At 35.1% G+C, this 21,835-nt stretch carries 18 protein-coding genes; 12 read left to right on the forward strand and 6 right to left on the reverse strand.

Features of this window, described 5'->3' with window-relative positions; all coding sequences use genetic code 11:
• Window positions 1-6: 6 nt before the first annotated feature.
• Window positions 7-762: an alpha/beta hydrolase gene (locus ACJJVJ_RS10615; RefSeq protein ID WP_405370180.1), complete on the reverse strand. Its 756-nt coding sequence runs from the start codon at window positions 760-762 to the stop codon at window positions 7-9.
• 94 nt (window positions 763-856) lie between these two features.
• On the opposite strand from ACJJVJ_RS10615, the gene ACJJVJ_RS10620 reads away from it, so the two are divergent.
• From ACJJVJ_RS10620 to ACJJVJ_RS10650, 7 genes are all read left to right on the forward strand, one after another.
• Window positions 857-2,203, forward strand: a complete 1,347-nt coding sequence (locus tag ACJJVJ_RS10620) for a cytochrome-c peroxidase (protein ID WP_405370181.1) — start codon at window positions 857-859, stop codon at window positions 2,201-2,203.
• A 54-nt stretch (window positions 2,204-2,257) separates the two neighbouring features.
• Window positions 2,258-2,857 carry a TetR/AcrR family transcriptional regulator gene (locus ACJJVJ_RS10625; RefSeq protein ID WP_405370183.1) on the forward strand — a complete coding sequence of 200 codons (600 nt, stop codon included), beginning with the start codon at window positions 2,258-2,260 and terminating at the stop codon, window positions 2,855-2,857.
• Window positions 2,858-3,083: 226 nt separating this feature from the next.
• Window positions 3,084-4,073, forward strand: coding sequence for an endonuclease/exonuclease/phosphatase (locus tag ACJJVJ_RS10630; protein ID WP_405370185.1), 990 nt, complete (start codon window positions 3,084-3,086; stop codon window positions 4,071-4,073).
• 252 nt (window positions 4,074-4,325) lie between these two features.
• On the forward strand, window positions 4,326-5,240 hold the full coding sequence (locus tag ACJJVJ_RS10635; protein WP_170034476.1) for a type IX secretion system membrane protein PorP/SprF: 915 nt from the start codon (window positions 4,326-4,328) through the stop codon (window positions 5,238-5,240).
• A gap of 23 nt (window positions 5,241-5,263) precedes the next feature.
• Window positions 5,264-7,132 (forward strand): OmpA family protein, encoded by a 1,869-nt coding sequence (locus tag ACJJVJ_RS10640; RefSeq protein ID WP_405370187.1) that lies wholly within the window; start codon window positions 5,264-5,266, stop codon window positions 7,130-7,132.
• Window positions 7,133-7,254: 122 nt separating this feature from the next.
• Window positions 7,255-9,984 (forward strand): PD-(D/E)XK nuclease family protein, encoded by a 2,730-nt coding sequence (locus ACJJVJ_RS10645; protein ID WP_405370189.1) that lies wholly within the window; start codon window positions 7,255-7,257, stop codon window positions 9,982-9,984.
• Window positions 9,981-10,811 carry an alpha/beta hydrolase family protein gene (locus ACJJVJ_RS10650; RefSeq protein ID WP_405370191.1) on the forward strand — a complete coding sequence of 277 codons (831 nt, stop codon included), beginning with the start codon at window positions 9,981-9,983 and terminating at the stop codon, window positions 10,809-10,811. Before ACJJVJ_RS10645 ends, ACJJVJ_RS10650 begins: the two co-directional genes overlap by 4 nt.
• 270 nt (window positions 10,812-11,081) lie before the next feature.
• On the opposite strand, the gene ACJJVJ_RS10655 is transcribed toward ACJJVJ_RS10650, so the two are convergent.
• The 5 genes from ACJJVJ_RS10655 to ACJJVJ_RS10675 are packed head-to-tail and all read right to left on the reverse strand — an operon-like array spanning window position 11,082 to window position 16,523.
• A complete protein-coding gene (locus tag ACJJVJ_RS10655; protein WP_104514125.1) occupies window positions 11,082-11,435 on the reverse strand; it encodes a DUF6686 family protein in 354 nt (117 codons plus the stop codon).
• A 12-nt stretch (window positions 11,436-11,447) separates the two neighbouring features.
• Window positions 11,448-13,625 carry a PepSY domain-containing protein gene (locus ACJJVJ_RS10660; protein ID WP_405370193.1) on the reverse strand — a complete coding sequence of 726 codons (2,178 nt, stop codon included), beginning with the start codon at window positions 13,623-13,625 and terminating at the stop codon, window positions 11,448-11,450.
• 10 nt (window positions 13,626-13,635) lie between these two features.
• Window positions 13,636-14,124: a DUF2271 domain-containing protein gene (locus tag ACJJVJ_RS10665; protein WP_405370195.1), complete on the reverse strand. Its 489-nt coding sequence runs from the start codon at window positions 14,122-14,124 to the stop codon at window positions 13,636-13,638.
• Complete coding sequence (locus ACJJVJ_RS10670) at window positions 14,124-15,614, reverse strand: ankyrin repeat domain-containing protein (RefSeq protein WP_405370196.1); 1,491 nt, start codon at window positions 15,612-15,614, stop codon at window positions 14,124-14,126. The genes ACJJVJ_RS10665 and ACJJVJ_RS10670 overlap by 1 nt, the downstream gene beginning before the upstream one ends.
• A 6-nt stretch (window positions 15,615-15,620) precedes the next feature.
• Window positions 15,621-16,523 carry a DUF6607 family protein gene (locus tag ACJJVJ_RS10675; RefSeq protein ID WP_405370198.1) on the reverse strand — a complete coding sequence of 301 codons (903 nt, stop codon included), beginning with the start codon at window positions 16,521-16,523 and terminating at the stop codon, window positions 15,621-15,623.
• 110 nt (window positions 16,524-16,633) lie between these two features.
• Here ACJJVJ_RS10675 and ACJJVJ_RS10680 point away from each other — a divergent pair, with 110 nt between their 5' ends.
• The 5 genes from ACJJVJ_RS10680 to ACJJVJ_RS10700 all read left to right on the forward strand — a co-directional run bounded on the left by ACJJVJ_RS10680 (window position 16,634) and on the right by ACJJVJ_RS10700 (window position 21,809).
• Entirely contained in the window at window positions 16,634-18,715 is a 2,082-nt protein-coding gene (locus ACJJVJ_RS10680; RefSeq protein ID WP_405370199.1) for a TonB-dependent receptor plug domain-containing protein, read from the forward strand.
• 19 nt (window positions 18,716-18,734) lie between these two features.
• The gene (locus ACJJVJ_RS10685; RefSeq protein ID WP_405370201.1) at window positions 18,735-19,349 is read left to right on the forward strand and encodes an HmuY family protein; all 615 of its coding nucleotides are present in this window, start codon (window positions 18,735-18,737) and stop codon (window positions 19,347-19,349) included.
• A 133-nt stretch (window positions 19,350-19,482) separates the two neighbouring features.
• A complete protein-coding gene (locus ACJJVJ_RS10690) occupies window positions 19,483-19,935 on the forward strand; it encodes a Fur family transcriptional regulator (RefSeq protein WP_104514119.1) in 453 nt (150 codons plus the stop codon).
• 125 nt (window positions 19,936-20,060) lie between these two features.
• Window positions 20,061-20,309 carry a hypothetical protein gene (locus ACJJVJ_RS10695; protein WP_104514118.1) on the forward strand — a complete coding sequence of 83 codons (249 nt, stop codon included), beginning with the start codon at window positions 20,061-20,063 and terminating at the stop codon, window positions 20,307-20,309.
• Window positions 20,310-20,474: 165 nt separating this feature from the next.
• Window positions 20,475-21,809: an MATE family efflux transporter gene (locus ACJJVJ_RS10700; RefSeq protein ID WP_405370203.1), complete on the forward strand. Its 1,335-nt coding sequence runs from the start codon at window positions 20,475-20,477 to the stop codon at window positions 21,807-21,809.
• Window positions 21,810-21,835: the final 26 nt, after the last annotated feature.

Below are 21,835 nucleotides of genomic sequence, written 5' to 3' on the forward strand. Positions count from 1 at the left end.
GCATAATTATTCGATAAAATGCATTTTTTTAAGGATGTCTTCAGCATTTGTTAACAATGACATGTGACCACAATCCATCTTTGATGCTTTACAATTAAGGTAGTTAGCTTCTTTTTCTATGCGATCAGTTGTGATTATCTGGTCTTTTGTGCCGTAGACGTAATTCACTGCTACTAGAGCGTTTTGTAAATCCATAAGATGGTCTTTTCTATCACGCATACATACCAGTGCATGTACAATACTCTTAATAGTAATGGAATGTGCTTGCTCTTTCATGAGTTCTATACGATCACTATATAATGCTCTTTCTGTAGTAGTGAAAAGATTGCCTATTGCCATGTTTACATAAGCTTCTTGGTGTTTTTCTATGAGATTAATAGATCGGTCTCTCATTATCTTCCTCTCTTTTAAATCTTCTCCAACTATACTATTTAATAAGGTAAGAGAAGATGTTTTTTGAGGTCTCGCTTTCGCGAAAGCGGAACCCAAATATCCTCCCATACTATGACCTAGAATAGCCACTTTTTCAATTTTTTCTTTTATCAGTATGTGGTCTATTAGTAAGGTAAGCGATTCTAAAGTGTATGGAGATGTAAACTCTGGGCTATTACCATGACCTGGGAGATCGATTTTTAAAAGGGAATAATGTTTAGATAGTCCATTTTCAAGATAATCCCATTGTTCCATACTGCCTAAAAAGCCATGTATTAAAAGTAAAACAGGTCTCTGGTTCTTTATATATTCATAGTGTAATCTATCCATGTGGCAAAGGTAGTCTCTGGAACGAGTCTTAAATATCACAAAAATATCACGACTGTGAAATTTTAGTTAAATTAGCCGTCAAAACCAGCCTACAATGAAAAATTTTTATCTATTAAGTATAATATTTCTACTTCTTATATCTTGTGATGATACGGACGATTATGAAATAGCTAGGTCAGAATTAGATATACGATTAGATGATTTATTAGAAGAACGTGCAAATGGTGAGGGAAAAGGATTTTTTATTTTACCAGAAAGCGATGATTTTAACGCCATACCTCAAGATCCTTTAAATCCATTAAATACGTATAAGGTTGCATTGGGGCAATTTTTAGTTCATGAAACAGCTGCTGGAGGTGTTCCTAAAATGGAGCAAATGGAAGGAACTTATTCTTGTGCGTCCTGTCATCCTGTGGCTTCTAGTTTTTATGCAGGTGTGAGACAAGGTGTGGGAGAATCAGGTATTGGATTTGGATTTGCAGGAGAAGGTAGACGCATAGATCTAACTATGCCGCTAGATTCTGTAGACTTACAACCGGTGCGACCACCGACTTTGTTAAATGTAGCTTATCAAGAAACAGCTTTATGGAATGGTATGCTGGGTGCAACAGGACCTAATGTAGGTACAGAATCTAGATGGGCAGCTGCAGGTATACCAGAAAACAACTTAGGTTTTCAAGGAGTAGAAATGCAAGGTTTAATAGGGCAAACAACACACAGGCTTAAAATAGACGAAGAGTTCATTAATAATAATGGTTATAGATGGTTGTTTAATAAGGCCTTTGAAGATGTTGCAGAGGCAGATAGATACACACCGCAAAATGCAGCGCTTGCTATTGCAGCATTTAATAGAACCCTGCTAGCTAGTCGTTCTAGATGGCAGTTTTATTTAAAAGGTGATTATACAGCACTTACTGATAAGGAAAAAAGAGGTGCGATAGTATTTGCAGATAAAGGGCAGTGTATGAACTGTCATACTGGTCCTGCTTTAAAAGACCAGGAATTCCATGCATTCGGTTTTGGTCATTTTGATGATTCTATTGATGCTGTTGTGTTAGATGACGCTGGTTTTGATGATGTAAAGAAAGGAAGAGGCGGTTTTACTGGTAACAGTGCCGATGATTATAAATTTAAAACACCAACTTTATATAATTTAAAAGATGCAGGATTCTATGGACATGGCTCTACATTTAGTACAATAGAAGAAGTAATACGTTATAAGAATGGTGCTTCACTTCAAGATAATAATGCGATTAACAACATAGCTGTAGAAAAAGGTACGCTTAATTTAACTGAAGAAGAGATTTCTGATCTGGTATTCTTTGTAGAGAACAGTCTTTATGATCCAGAGTTATCGCGTTATGTGCCAGAGTCTGTTAAGTCAGGAAATTGTTTTCCTAATGCAGACGACCAGAGTAAATTAGATCTAGGCTGTGATTAAATAACCTAAGAAAAGCTAGTTGCATATTAAAATACCAAGCGGTATCTTTATGCCATGAGAAATCCAAAGCATACTAAAACAACGATTTTAAAAGAAAGCGCAAACCTATTTAATGTGCAAGGTTATAAAGCCACATCTTTAAGTGATATCACTACAGCGACTGGTTTAACTAAAGGTGCTATTTACAAACACTTTAAGAACAAAGAAGACCTTGAGCAGCAAGCGTTGAGGAGTTTAGGGCGTCAAATGTTTGATATTCTTAATAAAGAAATTAAAGACGCGACTAGTTATGAGTCTAAGATAGAGGTGTTTTTTACTTTTTTTAAAAATTATCTAGTGAATCCGCCATATGCTGGTGGCTGTCCTTTACTTAATAGCGCAGTAGAAAGTGATGATGCAAACCCAGTTTTAAGGCAGCAATCCTTCGGCATGCTGGTTACTTTTAAATCTACATTGCGCAGGATAATGGAAAGTGCAAAAAAACGAAATCACATTAAAGAAAATACAGATGTGGATCAGATGGTCCACGTTTATATTGCCACGCTAGAAGGTGCTATGATGATGAGCAAATTAGAGCGCAATAATGATGCAATTACTACATGTATAGATTTTTTAAGAAATTTAAATCAAAGCATTTTAGTTGCTGTAAAGTAACCAGAGAATAGAATAAACTCAATAATTTAATTAACTCTCAAAGTAATACACTAGCTTAACGATCAAGTAATTGATGAGGTAAAATATGTAGTTTTCATTGTGTTTTAAAATATATACTTAGTTACCGGTATTATTTTTTTAAGAACATAGTATCCTTTAAATTACTTTATGAATCATTTTAAAAGCTTGTTAGATAGATTACATTTGAAAACTAAAATATCTTCAGTTGTCCATACCATCACAGTCATTTGAACAGTACACGATTGCTTTTTATAACGTAGAAAACCTATTTGATGTAATTAACGATCCTTCTATTATGGATCAAGAATTCACAGAATTTGGTCGCAAGCAATGGACAGAAAGTAGGTATCAAAAAAAACTAGTAAGAATAAGTGATGCTATTAGTAGAATAGGTTATGAACAAACCGGTAAACTACCTGCGATAATAGGACTGGCAGAGGTGGAGAACAAAAAGGTGCTTAACGATCTAGTCTCGCAACCCAAACTGGCCAATCATAATTACGATTACATACACTATAACAGTCCAGATGAGCGAGGTATCGATGTAGCTTTATTGTATGATACTACTGTTTTTAAGCCCACACATTCAGAACCAGTAAATATTCATCTAGAAGATGAGCAAGGTGTCATAGATACTACTAGAGATATACTTTATATAGAAGGTGTTCTAGCTGGTACACCTGTGCGTATCTATGTGAATCACTGGCCGTCCAGACGTGACGGTGCAGAAACTACCGACCATAAAAGAGTAGAAGTAGCAAAACAATTAATGCATCACATAACAACTAAGGATGTGGAGTCTAAAAGACTTAAAAGCGATCTAGAAATAGAGGCGTCTCATCATGTCATTATTATGGGAGATTTTAATGATGACCCTGAAAATAATAGTATTAGAGAAGGAATATTACCTAACGGATTTGATAACGTCACTGCGCCATTAAAGAAATTTCATCGCGGTTCTTTAAATCATCAATTTAAGTGGAATCTTTTTGATCAGATTATGGTTAGTGATAGTTTACATAACGACGTACCAGATTCCCTTTACTTTTATAAAGCAGATATTTTTGATGATATCATGTTAAGACAGTGGAAAGGAAAATACCGTGGACAGCCTGCAAGAACATTTGTAGGTCGCAATTATAAAGGTGGATATAGTGATCATTTTCCTGTTTTTGCGATATTCAGACGTAATTAAACGTTATTTGACTATGAAATGCAACCCTTAATCTATTATGAAATTGTTAAATAGAACTAGGCTTAGATTTTTTATATATTCACCATTCTAGATATATGACTGGTATCTTTTAAACAGAATTTTATTGTTAGATTGTAGTTTCGCTTTCGCGAAAGCAAAAATAAGAACAGTAGAAGTCCTTTAATTGGAATAATTCAGACTATATTTAGCCAGACAAAACTATAACACAACCTTAAAACTAACTTTGTGAGAATGAAAAAATTACTTGCAATGGGGCTCTTTTTCTCTATCGCTGCTACAAGCGTAGTGCACGCACAACAAGATCCTCAGTACACACAGTACATGTACAATCAGAATGTTATCAATCCAGCCTATGCTGGTACACAAGATGGCCTAAATATAACCGCATTATACAGGCAGCAATGGTCTGGTGTTAATGGAGCACCAGAGACTATTACAGTGTCAGGTAGTTCACCTATAGGTGAGCGCACAGGTTTAGGTCTATCTGTAATTTCTGATAATGTAGGCCCGGTTCACGAGACTAATGCCTATGGAGACTTTTCATACAGACTTCAAGTTGGTAAAGAAACTACTCTAGCCTTAGGTCTTAAAGCAGGACTTACCTTTTTTGATGTAAATTTAAATACCGTACAGACTACGGTACCAGGTGATCCACTTTTTGCCGAAGAACTTAATGAGACTTATCTTAATTTAGGTGCAGGTGCATTTTTATATGGATCTAACTGGTATGCTGGTTTTTCTGTTCCTAACATGTTAAAAAGTACTCACTTAGATGAGGACGGTTTAGAATTCGGAAGTGAAACACAACATTACTTTGTAACAGGTGGATATGTATTTGATGTTGCAGACAATATTAAATTAAAGCCACACGTATTAGTAAAAGGTGCATTTGACTCTCCAGTTAGTTTTGATTTAAACACAAACGTGTTATTCAATGAAAAATTTGAAGTAGGTGTTTCTTATCGTCTGGAAGATTCATTTAGTGGTTTAATAGGAATGAATGTTACTGATAATGTAAAAGTAGGATATGCTTATGACCGTGTAGTGTCAGATATCTCTGTGGTATCTAACAGTTCTCACGAGGTGTTTGTAACCTTCGGTTTAGCTTTCCCTCGTAAAGTGATGCAGTCTCCACGTTTCTTCTAATTCAAACAGCAAAGAATACAACCATGAAAAAACTATATATACTCTTAATTTTATGCGTTGGTTTTGCGATGAGCGCGCAAGCCCAAAGTGATAAAACTGCAAAAGCAGATAAATTATACGAGCAACTACGTTATGTAGATGCTGCCAAAGCTTATGAAAAGCTTTTAAGCAACGGTGTAAGAACACAGCATGTTTATACTAAACTAGCAGATTCTTACTATTTCAATAGTGATTTTAAAAATGCAGAGAAGAACTATGCAAGAGCTATAAAGCGTGATCCTAAAGCAGAGTCGCTTTACAGATATGCACAGTCTTTAAAAGCATCTCAAAAATACGACCTTTCTAACACGATTATGAATCAGTTTGCAAGTCTTGCACCTGGCGATGATCGTGCAAAAGAATACAAGTCTAATCCAAACTATATTCAAGATATACAAGGGATGAAAGATGCATTTACTACTCAGGCTCATAAATTTAATACAGAAGCAAGTGACTTCTCAGCACTTCAAATAGGTAACAAATTATATTTCTCTAGTGCTCGTAATGAGAGTAGAGGTAAATATGGATGGAACAAAGAACCTTATTTAGATATCTATGAGGCTACTATCGATGACGCTGGTGTTGTTGGTAAACCAGCGCTTTTAGAAGGTGACGTAAATACAAAGTATCATGAAGGTACTATGGATATCACACCAGATGGTAAATACATGTTCTTTACTAGAGTAGATTACTTAAAAGGCGATTATGAAAAAGCTACAGATGGTGAGAGTAAATTAAATATTTACCGTGCTATTAAAGCTGGCGGTGAGTGGAGAGATGTAGCAACTACTTCTTTAGAATCACAAGAATATGGTGTAGGTCACCCTTCTATTACTAAAGATGGTTCAACTATTTACTTTGCTAGTGAAGCACCAGGTGGATTAGGTGGAACTGATATCTATAAAGCAGATCTTAAAAATGGAAAAATTTCTAACCCAGTAAATTTAGGTCCTACGGTTAATACATCTGGAGATGATTCTTTCCCACATGTTGCAGACGATGGTACTCTTTACTTCTCAAGTAATGGTCACTTAGGTCTAGGTGGACTAGATGTATTTAAATTTATGGATGGTAAAGTAACTAACATGGGTGCGCCTATCAATAGTTCTTTAGACGATTTTGGATTTACTTATTCTGATGAAACAGGTAAAGGTTATGTATCTTCTAACCGCGCAGGTGGTAAAGGTGGTGATGATATCTACGGTGTAGAAAGAATCGAAATCTGTGAAGTTGCTGTAACAGTTAAAGCAGTAGACAAAGAAACAGGAAAAGCTATTCCAGGTGCTATAGTATCTTTACAAGATGCTGCAGGAAACAGTATGCCAGGACAGACTACAGATGCTAATGGTGTTGCTGTATTTACTACAGACTGTAACCTAGAGCTTACTGCACGTGGTGCAAAAGATAAATATGAAAGTGGTGAAGCTACTCTAACAGTTGCTGAAGAAGAAGCTGCTATGGTAGAAGTAATGATGGCTCCAGAACCAGAAATTGTTGAGGATAAAATTATCTTGAATAAGATATACTTTGATCTTGCAAAATCTAACATACGTCCAGATGCTGCACTTGAGTTAGATAGACTAGTAGGTCTTATGAAAAAATACCCTACTCTAGAAGTTCTTGCAGAAACATATGCAGATATTAGAGGTTCTGACTCTTATAACCTTGCTCTTACAGAAAGACGTGCAAATAGCATTATCAAGTATGTAGAGTCTCAAGGAATTGACGGTTCTAGATTAACTGCTGCAGGTCGTGGAGAAGCTAATCCAGTTGTGGATTGTGGATCTAAAAAATGTACGGCAGACGAATATGAATTATCTCGTAGATCTGAATTTACGATCACAAAAAGATAAAAAGTATTACTAACCAGCCAATGCTTTTAAAAGTCCATTTGCAATTGCAAATGGACTTTTTTTATTTCTAAAAGCTATGCAAATTTGTTCTCTAAAATGAGCATATTAATTATCTTAACCAGATGAATTCATTTTTAGAAAAAGTCCTTGCAGACTTAGAGAATAACAATATAGATGCCATAACAGCAACTTATGTCGTGCCGTCTAGACGTGTCGGTATTTTTTTGAGTAGGTATCTTGCACAACGCATAGAACAGCCTGTTTTTTTACCTAAAATCTATAGCGTTACAGAGTATATTGAACAATTAGGTCAGGTAGAAATAGTTAATGATCTCGATTTATTACCACTTTTTTATAAGGCTTATAAAAGTGTAGAAACAGAAGGAAATGTAGATAGCTTTGATGAATTCATAGGTTGGGCAACAACTATACTCAAAGATTTTAATGAAATGGATCGTTATCTCGTAGATCCAGAACAGTTTTTTAATTACCTAGGTAGTGTAAAAGAGATGGATCACTGGGCTTTAAATCAAAACCCAACTTTGATGGTGTCTAAGTATTTGAGGTTTTGGAAAAAACTCCACTTGTACTATAATGCTTTCCAACAATTATGTCTAGAAAATGAAACGGTGTATCAAGGGATGGCTTATAGGTTAGCTTTCGCGAAAGCGGAACAATTATCCAATAACTCTACCACTAAAAATAAGACCATTTTCTTAGGGCTCAACGCACTCAACACTGCCGAATCTAATATTATACAAAAACTCCTAGAGGAAGATCAGGCGTGTATTTACTGGGATATAGATCAATACCTTATGGAATTGCCTTATCATGAATCTGGTAAATTTATACGCAAGTTTAAAAAAGACTGGAAGTATTATGATAAGAACGAGCTTAAAATATATGGTAATGAATACCAGTCCAATAAGAAAATAGATATTCATGGCGCAGCTGGTAATTTAAGTATGATCCAGGTTGCGGTAAAGTTAATGGAGCAAATACCTCAAGAAGAGCTAGAAGATACTGCAATTATTCTCGCAGACGAGAGATTGCTTTTGCCATTACTAGACGCTATACCTGATAATATTGCACACTTTAATGTGACTATGGGACTGTCTCTAGACCAGTTACCACTATCTGCATTTGTATATGATATTATTAAAATGCATACCGAGGCTACTGAAGATGGCTATTATTACAAAGGAGTAGTAAATATTCTAGAGTCTTCATTTGCATTTGTTTTAATAGACAGCGACTCTCGTAAATTAGTGAAATATATTAAAGAGAATAACTTAATCTATGTGACTCCATCTAGTTTTGATGATGTGATAGAAGGTACTATTCTCAATAAAATCATGACACCTATTCAAAACGTAGGTGAGCTTATCAAGTTAATAGAAAACGTTCTACTAGAGCTTAAAACTAAGTTGTTGCAAGAGGAGAATAGAAGGTTAGAAATAGAGCAGTTATTAGGTATTACAGAGGTAGTACAGAATTTATCTACCATAGTAGATAATAATGAAGAGATAAAGGATCTTAAAACAGTGGCTTATTTATACAAGCAACTTGTTCCTTTAAAAAATCTGGATTTTATAGGAGAACCTGTACGTGGCTTGCAAATAATGGGGCTTTTAGAGACTAGAGCATTAGATTATAAAAATACCATAATGTTATCGGTAAATGAGGGGATTTTACCAGCTGGAAAATCTACAGCCTCTTATATCTCTAACGATATGAAGTATCAGTTTGCACTGCCTACCTATTCAGAGAAAGATAGTGTCTATGCTTACCACTTCTATAGATTATTGCACAGAGTAAATCATGCAGCATTTATTTACAATACAGAAGGTGATACACTAGGCGGTGGTGAGAAAAGTAGGTTCTTAACACAACTAGAAACAGATCCTAATTCTAAACATATAGTCTCTCACCAGCATTATATTTTTAAAAATAGTGCGGTAAAAGAAGAATTAATGGTGGTCGAGAAAGAGCCATCTTATTTTGAAAGATTGCAACAAATAGCGAGCAGCGGTTTCAGCCCGTCGGCCTTAACGAGTTATGTGCGCAATCCTATAGATTTTTATGCGAGTAAGATTTTGCGCATTTCTCAAATGGAAGACGTAGAAGAAAATATAGCAGCAAATACCATGGGTTCTATCATACATGAGGCGCTGGATAAACTCTATCAGCCCTATGTAAATAAGATTTTAATCAAAGAAGATTTTGATAAAATTAAAAAACAGATAAAACCAGAGTTAGATGTAGCCTATCAAGAATGTTATAAGTCAGATTCTACACCGCTAGGAAAGAATAAAATCATTTATGAAGTATCACTACATTATATAAAAATGATGGTGCAAAGCGATTTAGATCTAGTTGCTAGCGGTAGCGAACTAATTATTAAAAGTGTAGAGCGCAAACTAGAAGCTGTAATTGATGTTCCTGAAATAGGAAAGGTGAAAATACATGGTATGGTAGACCGTATCGATCAGTTAGACGGTAAGTTGCGTATTATAGACTATAAATCTGGTGCAACGGCTAAGGGTAATGTAGGTATCGATCCAGAGAACTTTGATATCATAATCGATGATTATGGAAAAGCTAAGGCATTTCAAGTACTCATGTACACATACTTATACAGCCATAATGAGCCTTTTACAGAAGCAAGTGCTGGTATAATAAGTTTTAAGAATTTTGATCAGGGCTACATACCTTTTGGTTTTAAAGCCGGTAGATCTTATAAAGAAAAAATGATCGATGTCGCAGTACTTCAGGATTTTGAACAAGTACTTTTTGTGTTGATCAAAGAACTATTTAATAAAAGTATTCCTCTAACAGAAAAGCCCGTATGATAACTAGTAATAATAACATAGTAAAAGGAGAGAACAACCGTGATATACTGTTAGACTATGAATATTTAGAATCTGGTACGCCTTTGCCTGTCGTAGTTTTTTGTCATGGATATAAAGGATATAAAGATTGGGGTGCATGGAGTTTGATGGGTTCGGCTTTCGCCAAAGCGGGATTTCTATTCATAAAATTCAACTATTCACACAATGGCGGCACGGTAGAGCAACCTATAGATTTTCCAGATCTCGATGCCTTCGGAAATAATAATTATAGTAAAGAAGTACGTGATACTGTTACAGTACTGGACTGGATAGAGAACTCTCAGTTGCCTATAGATAGCACTCAAATCAATTTATTAGGACACTCTAGAGCTGGAGGAATCACCACAATTGTCACCGCAAAAGACAATAGGGTTTCAAAACTGATTACACTTGCTGCAGTAGCTAATTATGCAGAGCGTTTTCCTAGCGGTAAAGCACTAGAAGACTGGAAAGAAAATGAAGTGATGTACATCAAAAATGGTCGTACAAAGCAAGAAATGCCACTTTTCTATCAGTTTTATCAAGATTTTGTTCAAAATGAAGAAGCATTAACCATTCTCAAACAAGCCGAAAAAATAAAGCAGCCGCACCTTATTTTACATGGGGAGAATGATGAAACCGTTCTAGTAAAAGACGCTTTGGCTATCCATAAAGCCAGTCCTAACTCTCAATTAAAGTTAATAAGAGAGGCTAACCATACTCTAGGAGCATCGCATCCTTGGGAATCTAGTTTATTGCCTGCTCATTTAAGAGAAGCAGTGCAGTGCATGATAAACTTTTTGAGATGATTTCTAACATAATTCTATAAAACAAAAAAGCCAAGGATGGAGCTCCTCAGCTTTTTCTAGTAGTCCAACATAACAATATAAAGGACTCTTTTCTATAAATGTCTTTTCTCTCTATTTATCGTTAGAGAAATGCAGCAAGTAAAAGTTAATTTAACTAGTTTAATATTGCTGGGGCGCAAATATAGTTCTTAAAGTTACTAGTTATAGCTATTTTGTAGAGATATTTAATAGGTGGTTGTAATAATTGCGATCCTACTTAGAGACTGCTTCTTAATTTAAGAACAAGGTGTAATCAATATCGGTAATAGCGAGTGTCTCCATAGGTTTAACCGTTTCTTCATTAAGAAGTGATTTAAGCAGCACGATTTCATGTTTATCAAACATCATAGTAAGATTTTGTTGAGTAGATGGTATGGGTATTTTACGTTTCATAGGCATGCGATCATGCTTTATTTCCCAGTATTCTACCTCTATCTCGTTTACATAAGCTCTTAAATTTCTAAACTGTTTAGGATACAATTCAAAATTTAGATTATTAAAGATAAGTTTATAGACCTTGCATCCAGTGCAGTAGGACAGCTGTCCTTGTTTGTTTTTGGCAAGTGTTTTTACTTTATTACACATAAGTCTATCGTTTTAATAACAGTCGGTAAGTACTTGTCCTCTTTGTTCAAAAACACTTAAAGGTTTCCCTAGCTGTTCTATGGTTATTTTTTCTATTGTTGCTAGCACATCATTCATCATTGCAAGAGATCCACAAATCATAATGGGACTACCGTTAGATAGTAGAATTGCTATTTCTACCCTTTGATCCCATATTTTGTGTTGTATATACCTTTTATCCATTTCTCTAGAATAGGCCAGTCGTAGACTAGATAAAGAGGTCTGTTTGAGATAAGGCTGGTATAAATCAAAACTACCTGTACTACGACCACCCCAATATAGATGTAGTTCTCTTTTTTTACTTTTCTTCTCATTAATCATTCCTAAGAATGGTGCGATACCAGTACCATTAGAAATCATAATAACTGATCGTTCTTTTTTAGGAAGATGGAATTTTTCATTCTGTTTTATGTAAGCCTCTATTTGATCACCAATTTTTAATTCATTGAGATAAGTAGAGCATACACCGCGATCGTGCTTTTTAATACTTAATAGTATGTAGTCATCTATTCTAGCGATAGAATAAGCACGTGGCTTAGTTTCATCTGGTGGCAAAATGTATAATATATCTCCAGACTTATATTTTAATTTTTTATGAGGCTGGATACACAATAAAAAGGTGTCGTCTAGATTTAATACAGAGCATTTTATTACCTTGAATGTAGAATAAGTAGGTTCTTTAAAATCGGCGTTTTTTAAAGTTATACCAGTCTGTCTTTTATATTTTTCTAACCACTTTTCAATTTCTTGAGCATCGTTACTATTAATTTTATCTAGTGGTAACATGGGTGTAAAACCAGCTTGCCCTTTTAAAGCTGTGTCTACCTCTACGGCATATTTACAAAAGTGATCATAATCTCTAGAGCCAAATCCTAAGACTGCAAATCGTATAGGATTAGGTTGTTCTATAACAGTTAATTTTTGTAGAAAGTGCCTCGCATTAGTAGGTGCATCACCATCGCCATAGGTGGCTGTGAATATGATAAATTGGGTAGCTTTCTCATAGATGCTGTATTCGTTCAGAGAGCTTAAGTAAACTTTTTTCCCTTGTTGAGATAATTGATTTGATATCGCTTTCGCGAAAGCGAACGTACTACCACCTTCTGATCCCACAAGAATTACTATTTCTGCATCTTTTTTATTTGCTAGAGCTATAGTTTTTACAGCTTTTTTGCGTCTTTTTAGGTACATCGCAATACCAGAGAAGATGAAAAATAAAATACTAGCACTAGAGATAAGTAAAATTACAGACCAAATGATGCTGCCGCTTCCTGTGTGCAATGTCATACTCCACGAGGATAGAATATGTGCAAAAGGATGCGGTACTTCACTTATGATCTCACCAGAATATTGATCTACTAAAAGATCGCGATCATGTAAGGTAATCTCAAAATAATCCAACTGGTCCTCAGAAAAAGGCAAACTAAGTTGGTCTATTTGCGACATTTTTAATTCCTGAAAAAACGGAATGTCGATTAACTCTCCACTAGATAGTTCTATAGAAGGTTCTTTACTCCAGTTATGTTCTATGGAGATACTAGGCGTTAGATCAAACTTCTCTGCAGACAGGTAGACGCCTGTTACTGCTATTATTAGAATAGGGAATAACAACCACCTACCTAATATGATATGATAACGCTGATTAAAATCACGTTCTTTAATCTTTCCATATAATTTAAGAAAACCGCCCTGACGTTGTATTAATAATAAAATACCAGTGAAGGCGATAAAGCAAAGAAGTAAAGAGACGATACCTACAAAAATGCGCCCTATACTTTTTAAGAACAAAGATCTATGTAGATTAGTGGTCCATCTATAGATAGGCGCTCTCTCTATTACTAACCCTAATGACGCTCCAGTTTCTGGATGTATATAAACATCTTGACTCGTCCCATCTAGTGTAATAACTGACGCTATCACATAGGAATCTGCAGTTACTTTTATAGATAATACCTCTTCATTGTTTTTTTTTAATTGTGTAAGAGTTCTTGCTAGAGAAACATCTTCTAGATCTACCACATGATAATTTTGCGTAGCATTAGAAATAGGTTCCATAGCGAGTACCACACCAGTAACTGATGCGACTATTAAAAACAATGAAGAAAATAATGCGAGGAGTAAGTGACTATATCTCCATAAAGAAAGCGTCATAAAATATAGGTTACTGTGGCAATAGTCGTACGTAACGTATAAAACCGGTTCCTTCTTTTTTACCTTTTAAGTTTGCTGTTGTAAGTTCAAATTGAAGATCTTGAGCATAGTATTCTTGATCTTCTACTGCAGTTTCAAAACGGATGCTGTATCCTTTATCTATTTTATCCTTAGGCAAGTTAATAACACTTATTGTGCGCTCTCCACCACTTATAGTGGCACCAGATATAGCATCTATATCTGGACGGTGTTTACCATAGAATTTCCACCACTGTCCTAGCTCGCTGTACCACTCACTATCTTTACCTTGTACATAGATGGTCTCTTCATATTCTCCTGCTGGATTAAGAAGAGAGATAACTACATAAGCACCTTCTCCAGTATAATTCTTTAACTGGATCATACATTTATAGCTGGCTTTTTCTACTGGTGATATAAAACTGATTAATAAAAAAGAGCTTAATATAAAAACTGGTAATACTTTGAAAAGTGTCTTCATTATTTAAGGAAGTTTAAAGAGGTGTTATTCTTTTGAAGAATTTCATTTTCCATTGCTAGATCATAAACAGATTCTTCAAAATCTGTAGTAAGTTTTGTGTCTGCGCCTTTATCGATAAGGTATTTAATGACCTTATCATCTTTTGCTTTCATTGCTGCGATGTGTAAGGCAGTTAGACCTTCTTCATTCTTTTTATTAATGTCTATTTTGAGACCTTCAAGCAACTGTATTAACTTTAAATCATTCTCACCTGCAGCAATATGATATAAAGTATTACCGCCAGATTGTGTTGCAGTCATAGACACTTTTTTACTTTGCAATAATTTCATTTTTGTTTTAAAGTCTTCTACGTTTCTAGAATTATAAGAATGGACTAAATAATAAGCCAGGTTATTTCCTTTATTATCTGTTACCTGTGCATTTGCTTTATGAGCTAATAAAAACTCAACAACGGCTGCTTTATTTCTACTTACCGCCATAGAAAGTGCCGTGTTACCAGCGCTATTATGCGCGTTTATATCGGTTACTTTTTCAGATAAAAACTGTACAACCTTTAAGTTATTACTTGCTGCAGCATTCATAAAAGGAGAATTTCCGTTATCATCTTTTAGGTTAACATCTACACCGTGGTCTAAGAAATAAGTAAAAAGATCTAGATCTTTGTTTCTATAAGCGATACTGTGCAATGGATTGCGACCGTTATCACCTACTACATTTACCTTAATTCCTAGATTTTCTAAAAAGGCATACACATCTTGAGTATTTTGATAGTTACGTGCACCACGACTAGCCATAAGAATAGCATTACCACCATTCTTATTAGTTGCTTTAAAGTCTACACCTTTATCTATAAGCACTTGTAAAAAAGAAAGGTTTCCTTTTTTTGCAGCATAATGAAAGACATTATTACCATCATTATCTACTGTTTCTAGCTTTAAACCGTATGATAAAAAACTAGACAGTTCTTTCTCATTTTCTAAATGTGGAGCAAGGGCTAGTAAGATAGTGGCTCCTTGTTCATTTTTCTCATTTACTAAGTCTACTCCATGATTTTTAAAAGCGTCATAGATAGCAGGATCCTTAGTGCCGGCATTTGCGGCAAACATAAGAGGTGTGTTTCCGTGACTGTCTGGCTGTGTTACAGAAGATCCTAGCTTTAATAATTGCTTTACGATAGTTACATTACCAGAATAGGCAGCCCAATGTAAATAGTTACGGCTGTCATGAGTTTTCTTGTTAGGTATGTTTCCTTCTATAGATAGAAGGTGTTCTATAACATCGTTATCTGCATGACGTATAATCGCATATACTGTTGCGTCAAAACCGTTCTGATTCATCGACACTGGATCATTTCCTTTTTCTATTAGCGATTTCACCTCATTGAGGTTAGGATTTGTTTTCCAGAAATCACTAGAATAGAAAGTATTTTGTTGAGCAATAGCGCAATAACCTATGAGCAAGAAAGCTAGTTGTATAAAAATATTTTTCATGGTGATTTATTTTTTTACAAATGATTCAATAATTGGGTCTATTTGTTCCTTTTCAGTCACCGTGTCATCAAAAAGATGCTTGTAAAGAACTTTGTTACCCACTTTTTCTTCCAGAGCTAGGTCTTTATTGCGAGCATAGACATTATCCCATTTAGCTCTTACCAGTTCCCACTTTGCTGTGTTTTCTTTCCACCAGTTTGCAGCAGCTTTACAGCGGCTGTCATCCACTTTTACATAAGTGTTATAACCTTTTTCTTTGGCTAGAAGGACATCTTCTTTTCCTTCTTCTTTGATTATTTTATGGTTATCCTGATCGTGTAACCAGCCATAATCTGTAATTTCTTGTCTGTTACCTCTTAAAAGAACATTATAGTCACTACGTGTGGTGTATTCTCTTCTTGCCAGTGGTGCTGGAGTTGTGTTTTCCCAATAACTCTTGCCATCTACATGCACCCACGTAGAACTACCCTCATATCTCGGGCTGTCATCTACTTGATATACCTTTTGTGTCCACTGTCCTGCAACATCATTTTTTGCTTTATGCTCATAAACCCATTTGTTATTTACATCAAACGTGTATAGATCTTGATTTTCAAACAGCCAGTCCTGTCTCCAGTGTTTAATAATCATCGGCTCTGCAGGGTTACCTACTTGTAATAAATGCTGTATTTGAATTTTATTCTCTTCATCAGTTACTAACTGTGCCCATTCTAGCGCTTTATCCACTTTAGTTGCAGACGGTTTATAAAGAGAGTCGTTAGAATAATTAAAGGTCTCTGTAAAATTAAAAGTCACTTCATAACAACCACACATGTCTTTAATGGCTGTTTGGTCTTGTTGTTTCTTGTCTTGTGCAGTGGCAAACAAGACGGTAATAAAAGTAAGTAGGGTAAGATAGCTAGTTTTCATTTTGGATTTTTTTGAAAATTATTCTCCTGCAAAAATACTTATATTTATTTATTCTAAATAATAATAAATGATATATTTGCACTTTATTAAGAATGATTCTAAGTAGTGATATGTGTAAATATTTGTTTATAAGTGTATTGAGTTTTATCGCTTTCGCGAAAGCGGTAGCCCAACAAACTGTAATCGACTCTACAGCAACAGAAAAGCTAGAAGAAATAGTCCTTACAGCAACACGTACAGAAAGACAATTATCTTCACTACCATTACCAGTGACTCTTATTTCTAAAAAGAACATTTTACAGTCAGGAACTATACGACTAGATGAAATTCTTAGCGAGCAAACAGGTATCATAACGGTGTCTGATGAGAGTGGTTTTGAAGGTGTACAAATACAGGGAATATCGTCAGACTATATTCTTATTCTAGTAGACGGTGTACCACTAGTAGGACGCAGTGCAGGTAATTTTGACCTTAGTAGAATTACAGTAGGTAATATCAAACAAATAGAAGTGGTTAAAGGTCCGGCGAGTAGTCTTTATGGTAGTGAAGCGCTGGGTGGAGTCATCAATATTATTACTGAAAAGCCTAAAACTGAAAAACTAAACGGAAACGTTTCTTATAGATTGGGCAGTTTTACACAACAAGACATTAATCTTGACGTAAAAAAACGTTTTGATAAATTAAGAATAGGCTTTTTTGCAAATCGTTTTTCTAGCGATGGTTATGACTTGAGTCCAGAAACTGGCGGGCAAACCGTTAATCCTTTTGAGAATTACACTTTTAACACTCGTTTATATTATGATTTTAACGAGAATATATCTCTATTTACTTCGGCTCGATATTATGACCAGACTCAAGATGCTGGATTTACTTTTGAGGATATAGAATATCAAGGCGATAGCAATGAAAAGGAATGGAACGCGCACGCACGATTAGATCATAAATGGGATGAGAAGCTCTCTACTTCCTATGAGTTTTATTATACTAATTATCGTGCAAACGAGCGACTAGAAGATCCTATAGAAGAAGATGCTTTTACCGATAGTGATTTTAACCAGACCTTGATACGTCCTGAGATAAGAGCAAACTATAAGTTAGAATCGGCTGGTACTCTAACAGCTGGTGTAGGATATCAACTAGAATCGCTGGATAGAACTTATTTTGACCAACGTGTAGATTTTAACTCGCAATATGTTTATGGACAGTATGATGTAAACCCTACAGAAAAATTAAATGTTATTGCAGGTGCTAGATTTGATAACCATTCAGAGTACAGTAATCAATTTAGTCCTAAGCTGGCTGCTAGATACCAACTTAGTGAATCTATAGCCATAAAAGCATCTGTAGGTTATGGGTTTAAAGCTCCAGATTTTAGACAGTTGTATTTTGATTTTACAAACTCGGCGGTAGGATATACGGTTTTAGGATATAATGTCGCGGTAGATAAATTAAATGACTTGCAAGCGCAAGGTCAGATTCTAGATGTGGTTGTGCAGCTTAATGAGTTAGATGATCCACTAGAGGCAGAAAGTAGTATAGGTTATAATCTAGGCATGACCTTTAAGAAAGGAAAATGGAATTCAGAACTTAATTTTTTCCGTAATGATTTTAAAAACTTAATTGATACTAGAATTATAGCGCGCAAGAATAATGGACAGAATGTTTTTAGTTACGTGAATTTTGATGAGATATATACTACTGGGTTAGAAGTGAATACTAGCTATAACGTATCAGCGGCTATTAAATTAAGTGCTGGTTATCAGTTACTGTACGCATTTGATAAAACTCAAGAAAAAGCTGTTGAAGATGGAAATGTATTTGTGCGCGATGCACAGACTAATCAGACCGTTGCGATTGATCGATCAGAATATTTTGGGCTTGTTAATCGCTCGAGACACAACGGTAATTTTAAAATCTTTTATGATTTAAAAAAATATAAGGCAAACGTAAATATGAGATTGCTATACCGTAGTAAATATGCCCAATTTGATACCAATGGAAACGGACTTATAGATAGCTATGATACAAGTTTTATAGACGGTTATGTAACTACTAACATTGCTGCAAATAAAACTTTTTACCAAGACTTTAATCTTCAAGTTGGAGCAAATAACCTACTGGATTATACAGATAACAACATCCCTACACAGCCAGGGATTCAAGGATACATAAAACTTAACTATCAATTTTAACTATAAACAATTACCCAAAATGAAAACAGTCAACACTTTTAAAACTATTGCTATCGCCATTCTATTTTTAGGATTTACATCTTGTAGCAGCGATGACGATGTATCGCCAGCAGCTATAGAATCTAACACAGTTTCTAATTTACCAGCACCACAAACTGGTGGTCAGGGACAAGAAATAGGAGGTGACTTTACCAAATTTGATTTTTCAACAGGATTAGAAACTACTAGTGATACAGAATGGGATATCGCTTTTAGAGGTACTACCATTGCTATCAATGGTGGAGTATCTACCGGTACTGCAGACGAGCCTGAAAGGAATGGCGATGCAGCAGCAGCTATTGCTACAGGAACATTTGCTAGTGTTGTTACAGCAGAAGGGTTAGTTTTTACTCAAGATACCAGTGAAGGATACGCAATTCCAGCAGGTAGCGATAATGGATGGTACAATTATAACTTCATGACTAACGTAATTTCTGCTATTCCAGGAAAAGTATTAGTTATCAGAACTAGAGATGGTAGGTATGCTAAAGTAGAGATCTTAAGTTATTATGAAAACCAAGACACTACAGCTAGCAGTCGTTTTTACACTTTTAATTATGTGTATAATCCTAATTTAGGAGATACCTCTTTATAGATTTTAGTTTGATTAGTTCTTTAAAAGGCTCTTCTATGTAATGTTTGAGGAGTCTTTTAATTAAAATCTGATCATTTCTATTGTCTCAATACCTATTAGCTTCCTAAATTCTCACCTTTCTCAATAAATCAACATGGCTTGTATTAGTAGTTTTAATATTATTAAAGATAGATTTACCGTCTTTCTAGAAGAAAACGGTCATCGCAAAACCCCAGAACGATATGCTATTCTAGAACAGATATATAAATCTGAAGAACACCTAAATGTGGATACACTTTTCTCAAAAATGATAGAGGAGAATTATAGAGTAAGTAGAGCAACACTTTATAATACCCTAGATATCTTAATAGAATCTCGTTTAGTACGCAGGCATCAATTCGGTGATAATGTGGCCTATTATGAGAAATCTTTTTTTGACGGAAAACACGATCATATTATCATGACAGATACTGGCGAGGTTTTAGAGTTTTCTGACCCTATGGTTCAAGAAATTAAAAAAACAATAGAAGAGGTTTTTGATGTTTCCATAGATACTCACTCTTTATATTTCTATGCTACAAAAAATGAGAAATCTGATAATGAATAGTATCTTAGAAGTAAATAGTTCATTTTATTTTTAAGTGGTCTAAATATAAACTCTTTTATATCAAGTATTTATATTGTTTCTAATCCTGCCTGAGATTATATTTGGTTAACTTAAAATCGAATATTATGTCTATAAGAATAGGAAACAGTTGTGTGAATTGTGAGAATTTAATGGAGAATGAAAATTGTAAAATTCACGGTGTTAAGGTAAGTACGAGTTACACCTGCGATAGTTTTGAAATGAAAGCAGCATTAAAAAACGATCCTAATTGTACATCATGTGCTAGGTATGAAGGGCCTACTTGTGCAAACCCACAGAAAGCAGCTCCAGGAATGTTATGTTCTCACTGGGCTCCACAAAACGCGCAAGCATAAAAATAAAATTCAATACTTATAAAAACAGTAGCTGGTTCATTCAGTTGCTGTTATTATTTGTTTCCATTTTTTAAGTTTCATAAGAGTATGAACAACTTAGGGTAGAAACCGGATAAATTTAAAAAGCCATCTAGTCATATTTAAGAGATTATCTTTGCAATCTCGATGGCTATTCAAATCAATACTTCTCAAATACTTAAACTAGCAATACCAGCTATAATTGCAGGTATAGCAGAGCCTCTTATAAGCATCACCGATCTTGCAATTATCGGTAAGATGGATGGCGATACTACAAATGCACTTGCTGCCATAGGACTGGTAGGTACATTTTTAAGTGCCATAATCTGGACACTCGCACAAACTAAAACCTCTATCTCTTCTATAGTTTCTAATACGCTAGGAGCAAATCAGCTAGAAAAAATCAATGATTTGATACCACAAGTGGTGTGGTTAAATATTGTTCTAGGTACTTGTATCTATCTAGTCACCGCACCTATGGCTAGTTATATATTCACACTTTATAAAGCTCAGGACGAGGTGCTTTCTATAGCATCTAGTTATTACCAAATAAGAGCGATAGGTTTTCCCATGACGTTGTGTGCTTTTGCTATTTTCGGAATATTTAGAGGACTTCAAAACACCTCTTGGGCCATGATAGCAAGTCTGTCTGGCGCAGTAGTAAACATAGGTTTAAACTTTATACTTGTTTACGGTATTAAGGGTTTTGTCCCAGCTTATGGTATTATGGGTGCTGCATATGCTAGTCTCGCCGCACAGTTAGTCATGTTGTTAATAGCTATCTTCTTTTTGTATAAAAAGACCGTTTTTAGCATGAAGTTGACCCTATGGCAACCTCATGAAAAATTGAAGAAACATATAGGTCTTACTGCAAATTTCTTTTTGCGTACCGTAGCCATTAATGTAGCGATTTACTTTTCTTATCGATTTGCAAATAGTTATGGGGTAGAAGAGGCGGCAGCACACGCTGTTCTTATGAATGTATGGTTGTTCTTCTCATTTCTAGTAGATGGTTTTGCAAATGCTGGTAACGCAATAGGTGGTAAGTTATTTGGGTCTAAAGATGCCGATTCACTCAAATATCTAGCAAATAAAACTTCTCTTTATGGTGTTGTTATGGCGGCTATTCTAGCTGTTATTTGCACCATATTATATCCTTATCTAGGAACACGTTTTACAGACGATCCTGAGGTGCTAGAGATTATTGCAAACTCCTTCTGGATCGTGCTACTCATGCAACCTATAAATGCAGTCGCTTTTGTATACGATGGCATTTTTAAAGGTTGGGGAGAGGCTTCTTACCTGCGTAATTTATTGTGGCTTCTTACAGCGTTAGTGTTTTTACCTGTTTTATTTATTCTAGACTATTTTAATGATAACCTTCATGCTGTCTGGTTTGCTTTCTTTGCTTGGATGATAGGACGCGCAACCGTTTTGTACTTTAAATTTAAAAGTAAGGTGGCTGCCATGGTAATAGAATAGATTCTTTTTTAATGAAATATAGTTGG

Source organism: Nonlabens sp. Asnod2-A12 (assembly GCF_045063745.1).
GTDB lineage: Bacteria > Bacteroidota > Bacteroidia > Flavobacteriales > Flavobacteriaceae > Nonlabens > Nonlabens xylanidelens.

Excerpts from the sequence above, each read along its gene's own strand:
- ACJJVJ_RS10615 (WP_405370180.1), bottom strand. The coding sequence starts at position 762 with ATGGATAGATTACACTATGAATATATAAAGAACCAGAGACCTGTTTTA.
- ACJJVJ_RS10620 (WP_405370181.1), top strand. The coding sequence starts at position 857 with ATGAAAAATTTTTATCTATTAAGTATAATATTTCTACTTCTTATATCT.
- ACJJVJ_RS10625 (WP_405370183.1), top strand. The coding sequence starts at position 2,258 with ATGAGAAATCCAAAGCATACTAAAACAACGATTTTAAAAGAAAGCGCA.
- ACJJVJ_RS10635 (WP_170034476.1), top strand. The coding sequence starts at position 4,326 with ATGAAAAAATTACTTGCAATGGGGCTCTTTTTCTCTATCGCTGCTACA.
- ACJJVJ_RS10640 (WP_405370187.1), top strand. The coding sequence starts at position 5,264 with ATGAAAAAACTATATATACTCTTAATTTTATGCGTTGGTTTTGCGATG.
- ACJJVJ_RS10645 (WP_405370189.1), top strand. The coding sequence starts at position 7,255 with ATGAATTCATTTTTAGAAAAAGTCCTTGCAGACTTAGAGAATAACAAT.
- ACJJVJ_RS10650 (WP_405370191.1), top strand. The coding sequence starts at position 9,981 with ATGATAACTAGTAATAATAACATAGTAAAAGGAGAGAACAACCGTGAT.
- ACJJVJ_RS10655 (WP_104514125.1), bottom strand. The coding sequence starts at position 11,435 with ATGTGTAATAAAGTAAAAACACTTGCCAAAAACAAACAAGGACAGCTG.
- ACJJVJ_RS10660 (WP_405370193.1), bottom strand. The coding sequence starts at position 13,625 with ATGACGCTTTCTTTATGGAGATATAGTCACTTACTCCTCGCATTATTT.
- ACJJVJ_RS10665 (WP_405370195.1), bottom strand. The coding sequence starts at position 14,124 with ATGAAGACACTTTTCAAAGTATTACCAGTTTTTATATTAAGCTCTTTT.
- ACJJVJ_RS10670 (WP_405370196.1), bottom strand. The coding sequence starts at position 15,614 with ATGAAAAATATTTTTATACAACTAGCTTTCTTGCTCATAGGTTATTGC.
- ACJJVJ_RS10675 (WP_405370198.1), bottom strand. The coding sequence starts at position 16,523 with ATGAAAACTAGCTATCTTACCCTACTTACTTTTATTACCGTCTTGTTT.
- ACJJVJ_RS10680 (WP_405370199.1), top strand. The coding sequence starts at position 16,634 with ATGTGTAAATATTTGTTTATAAGTGTATTGAGTTTTATCGCTTTCGCG.
- ACJJVJ_RS10685 (WP_405370201.1), top strand. The coding sequence starts at position 18,735 with ATGAAAACAGTCAACACTTTTAAAACTATTGCTATCGCCATTCTATTT.
- ACJJVJ_RS10690 (WP_104514119.1), top strand. The coding sequence starts at position 19,483 with ATGGCTTGTATTAGTAGTTTTAATATTATTAAAGATAGATTTACCGTC.
- ACJJVJ_RS10695 (WP_104514118.1), top strand. The coding sequence starts at position 20,061 with ATGTCTATAAGAATAGGAAACAGTTGTGTGAATTGTGAGAATTTAATG.
- ACJJVJ_RS10700 (WP_405370203.1), top strand. The coding sequence starts at position 20,475 with ATGGCTATTCAAATCAATACTTCTCAAATACTTAAACTAGCAATACCA.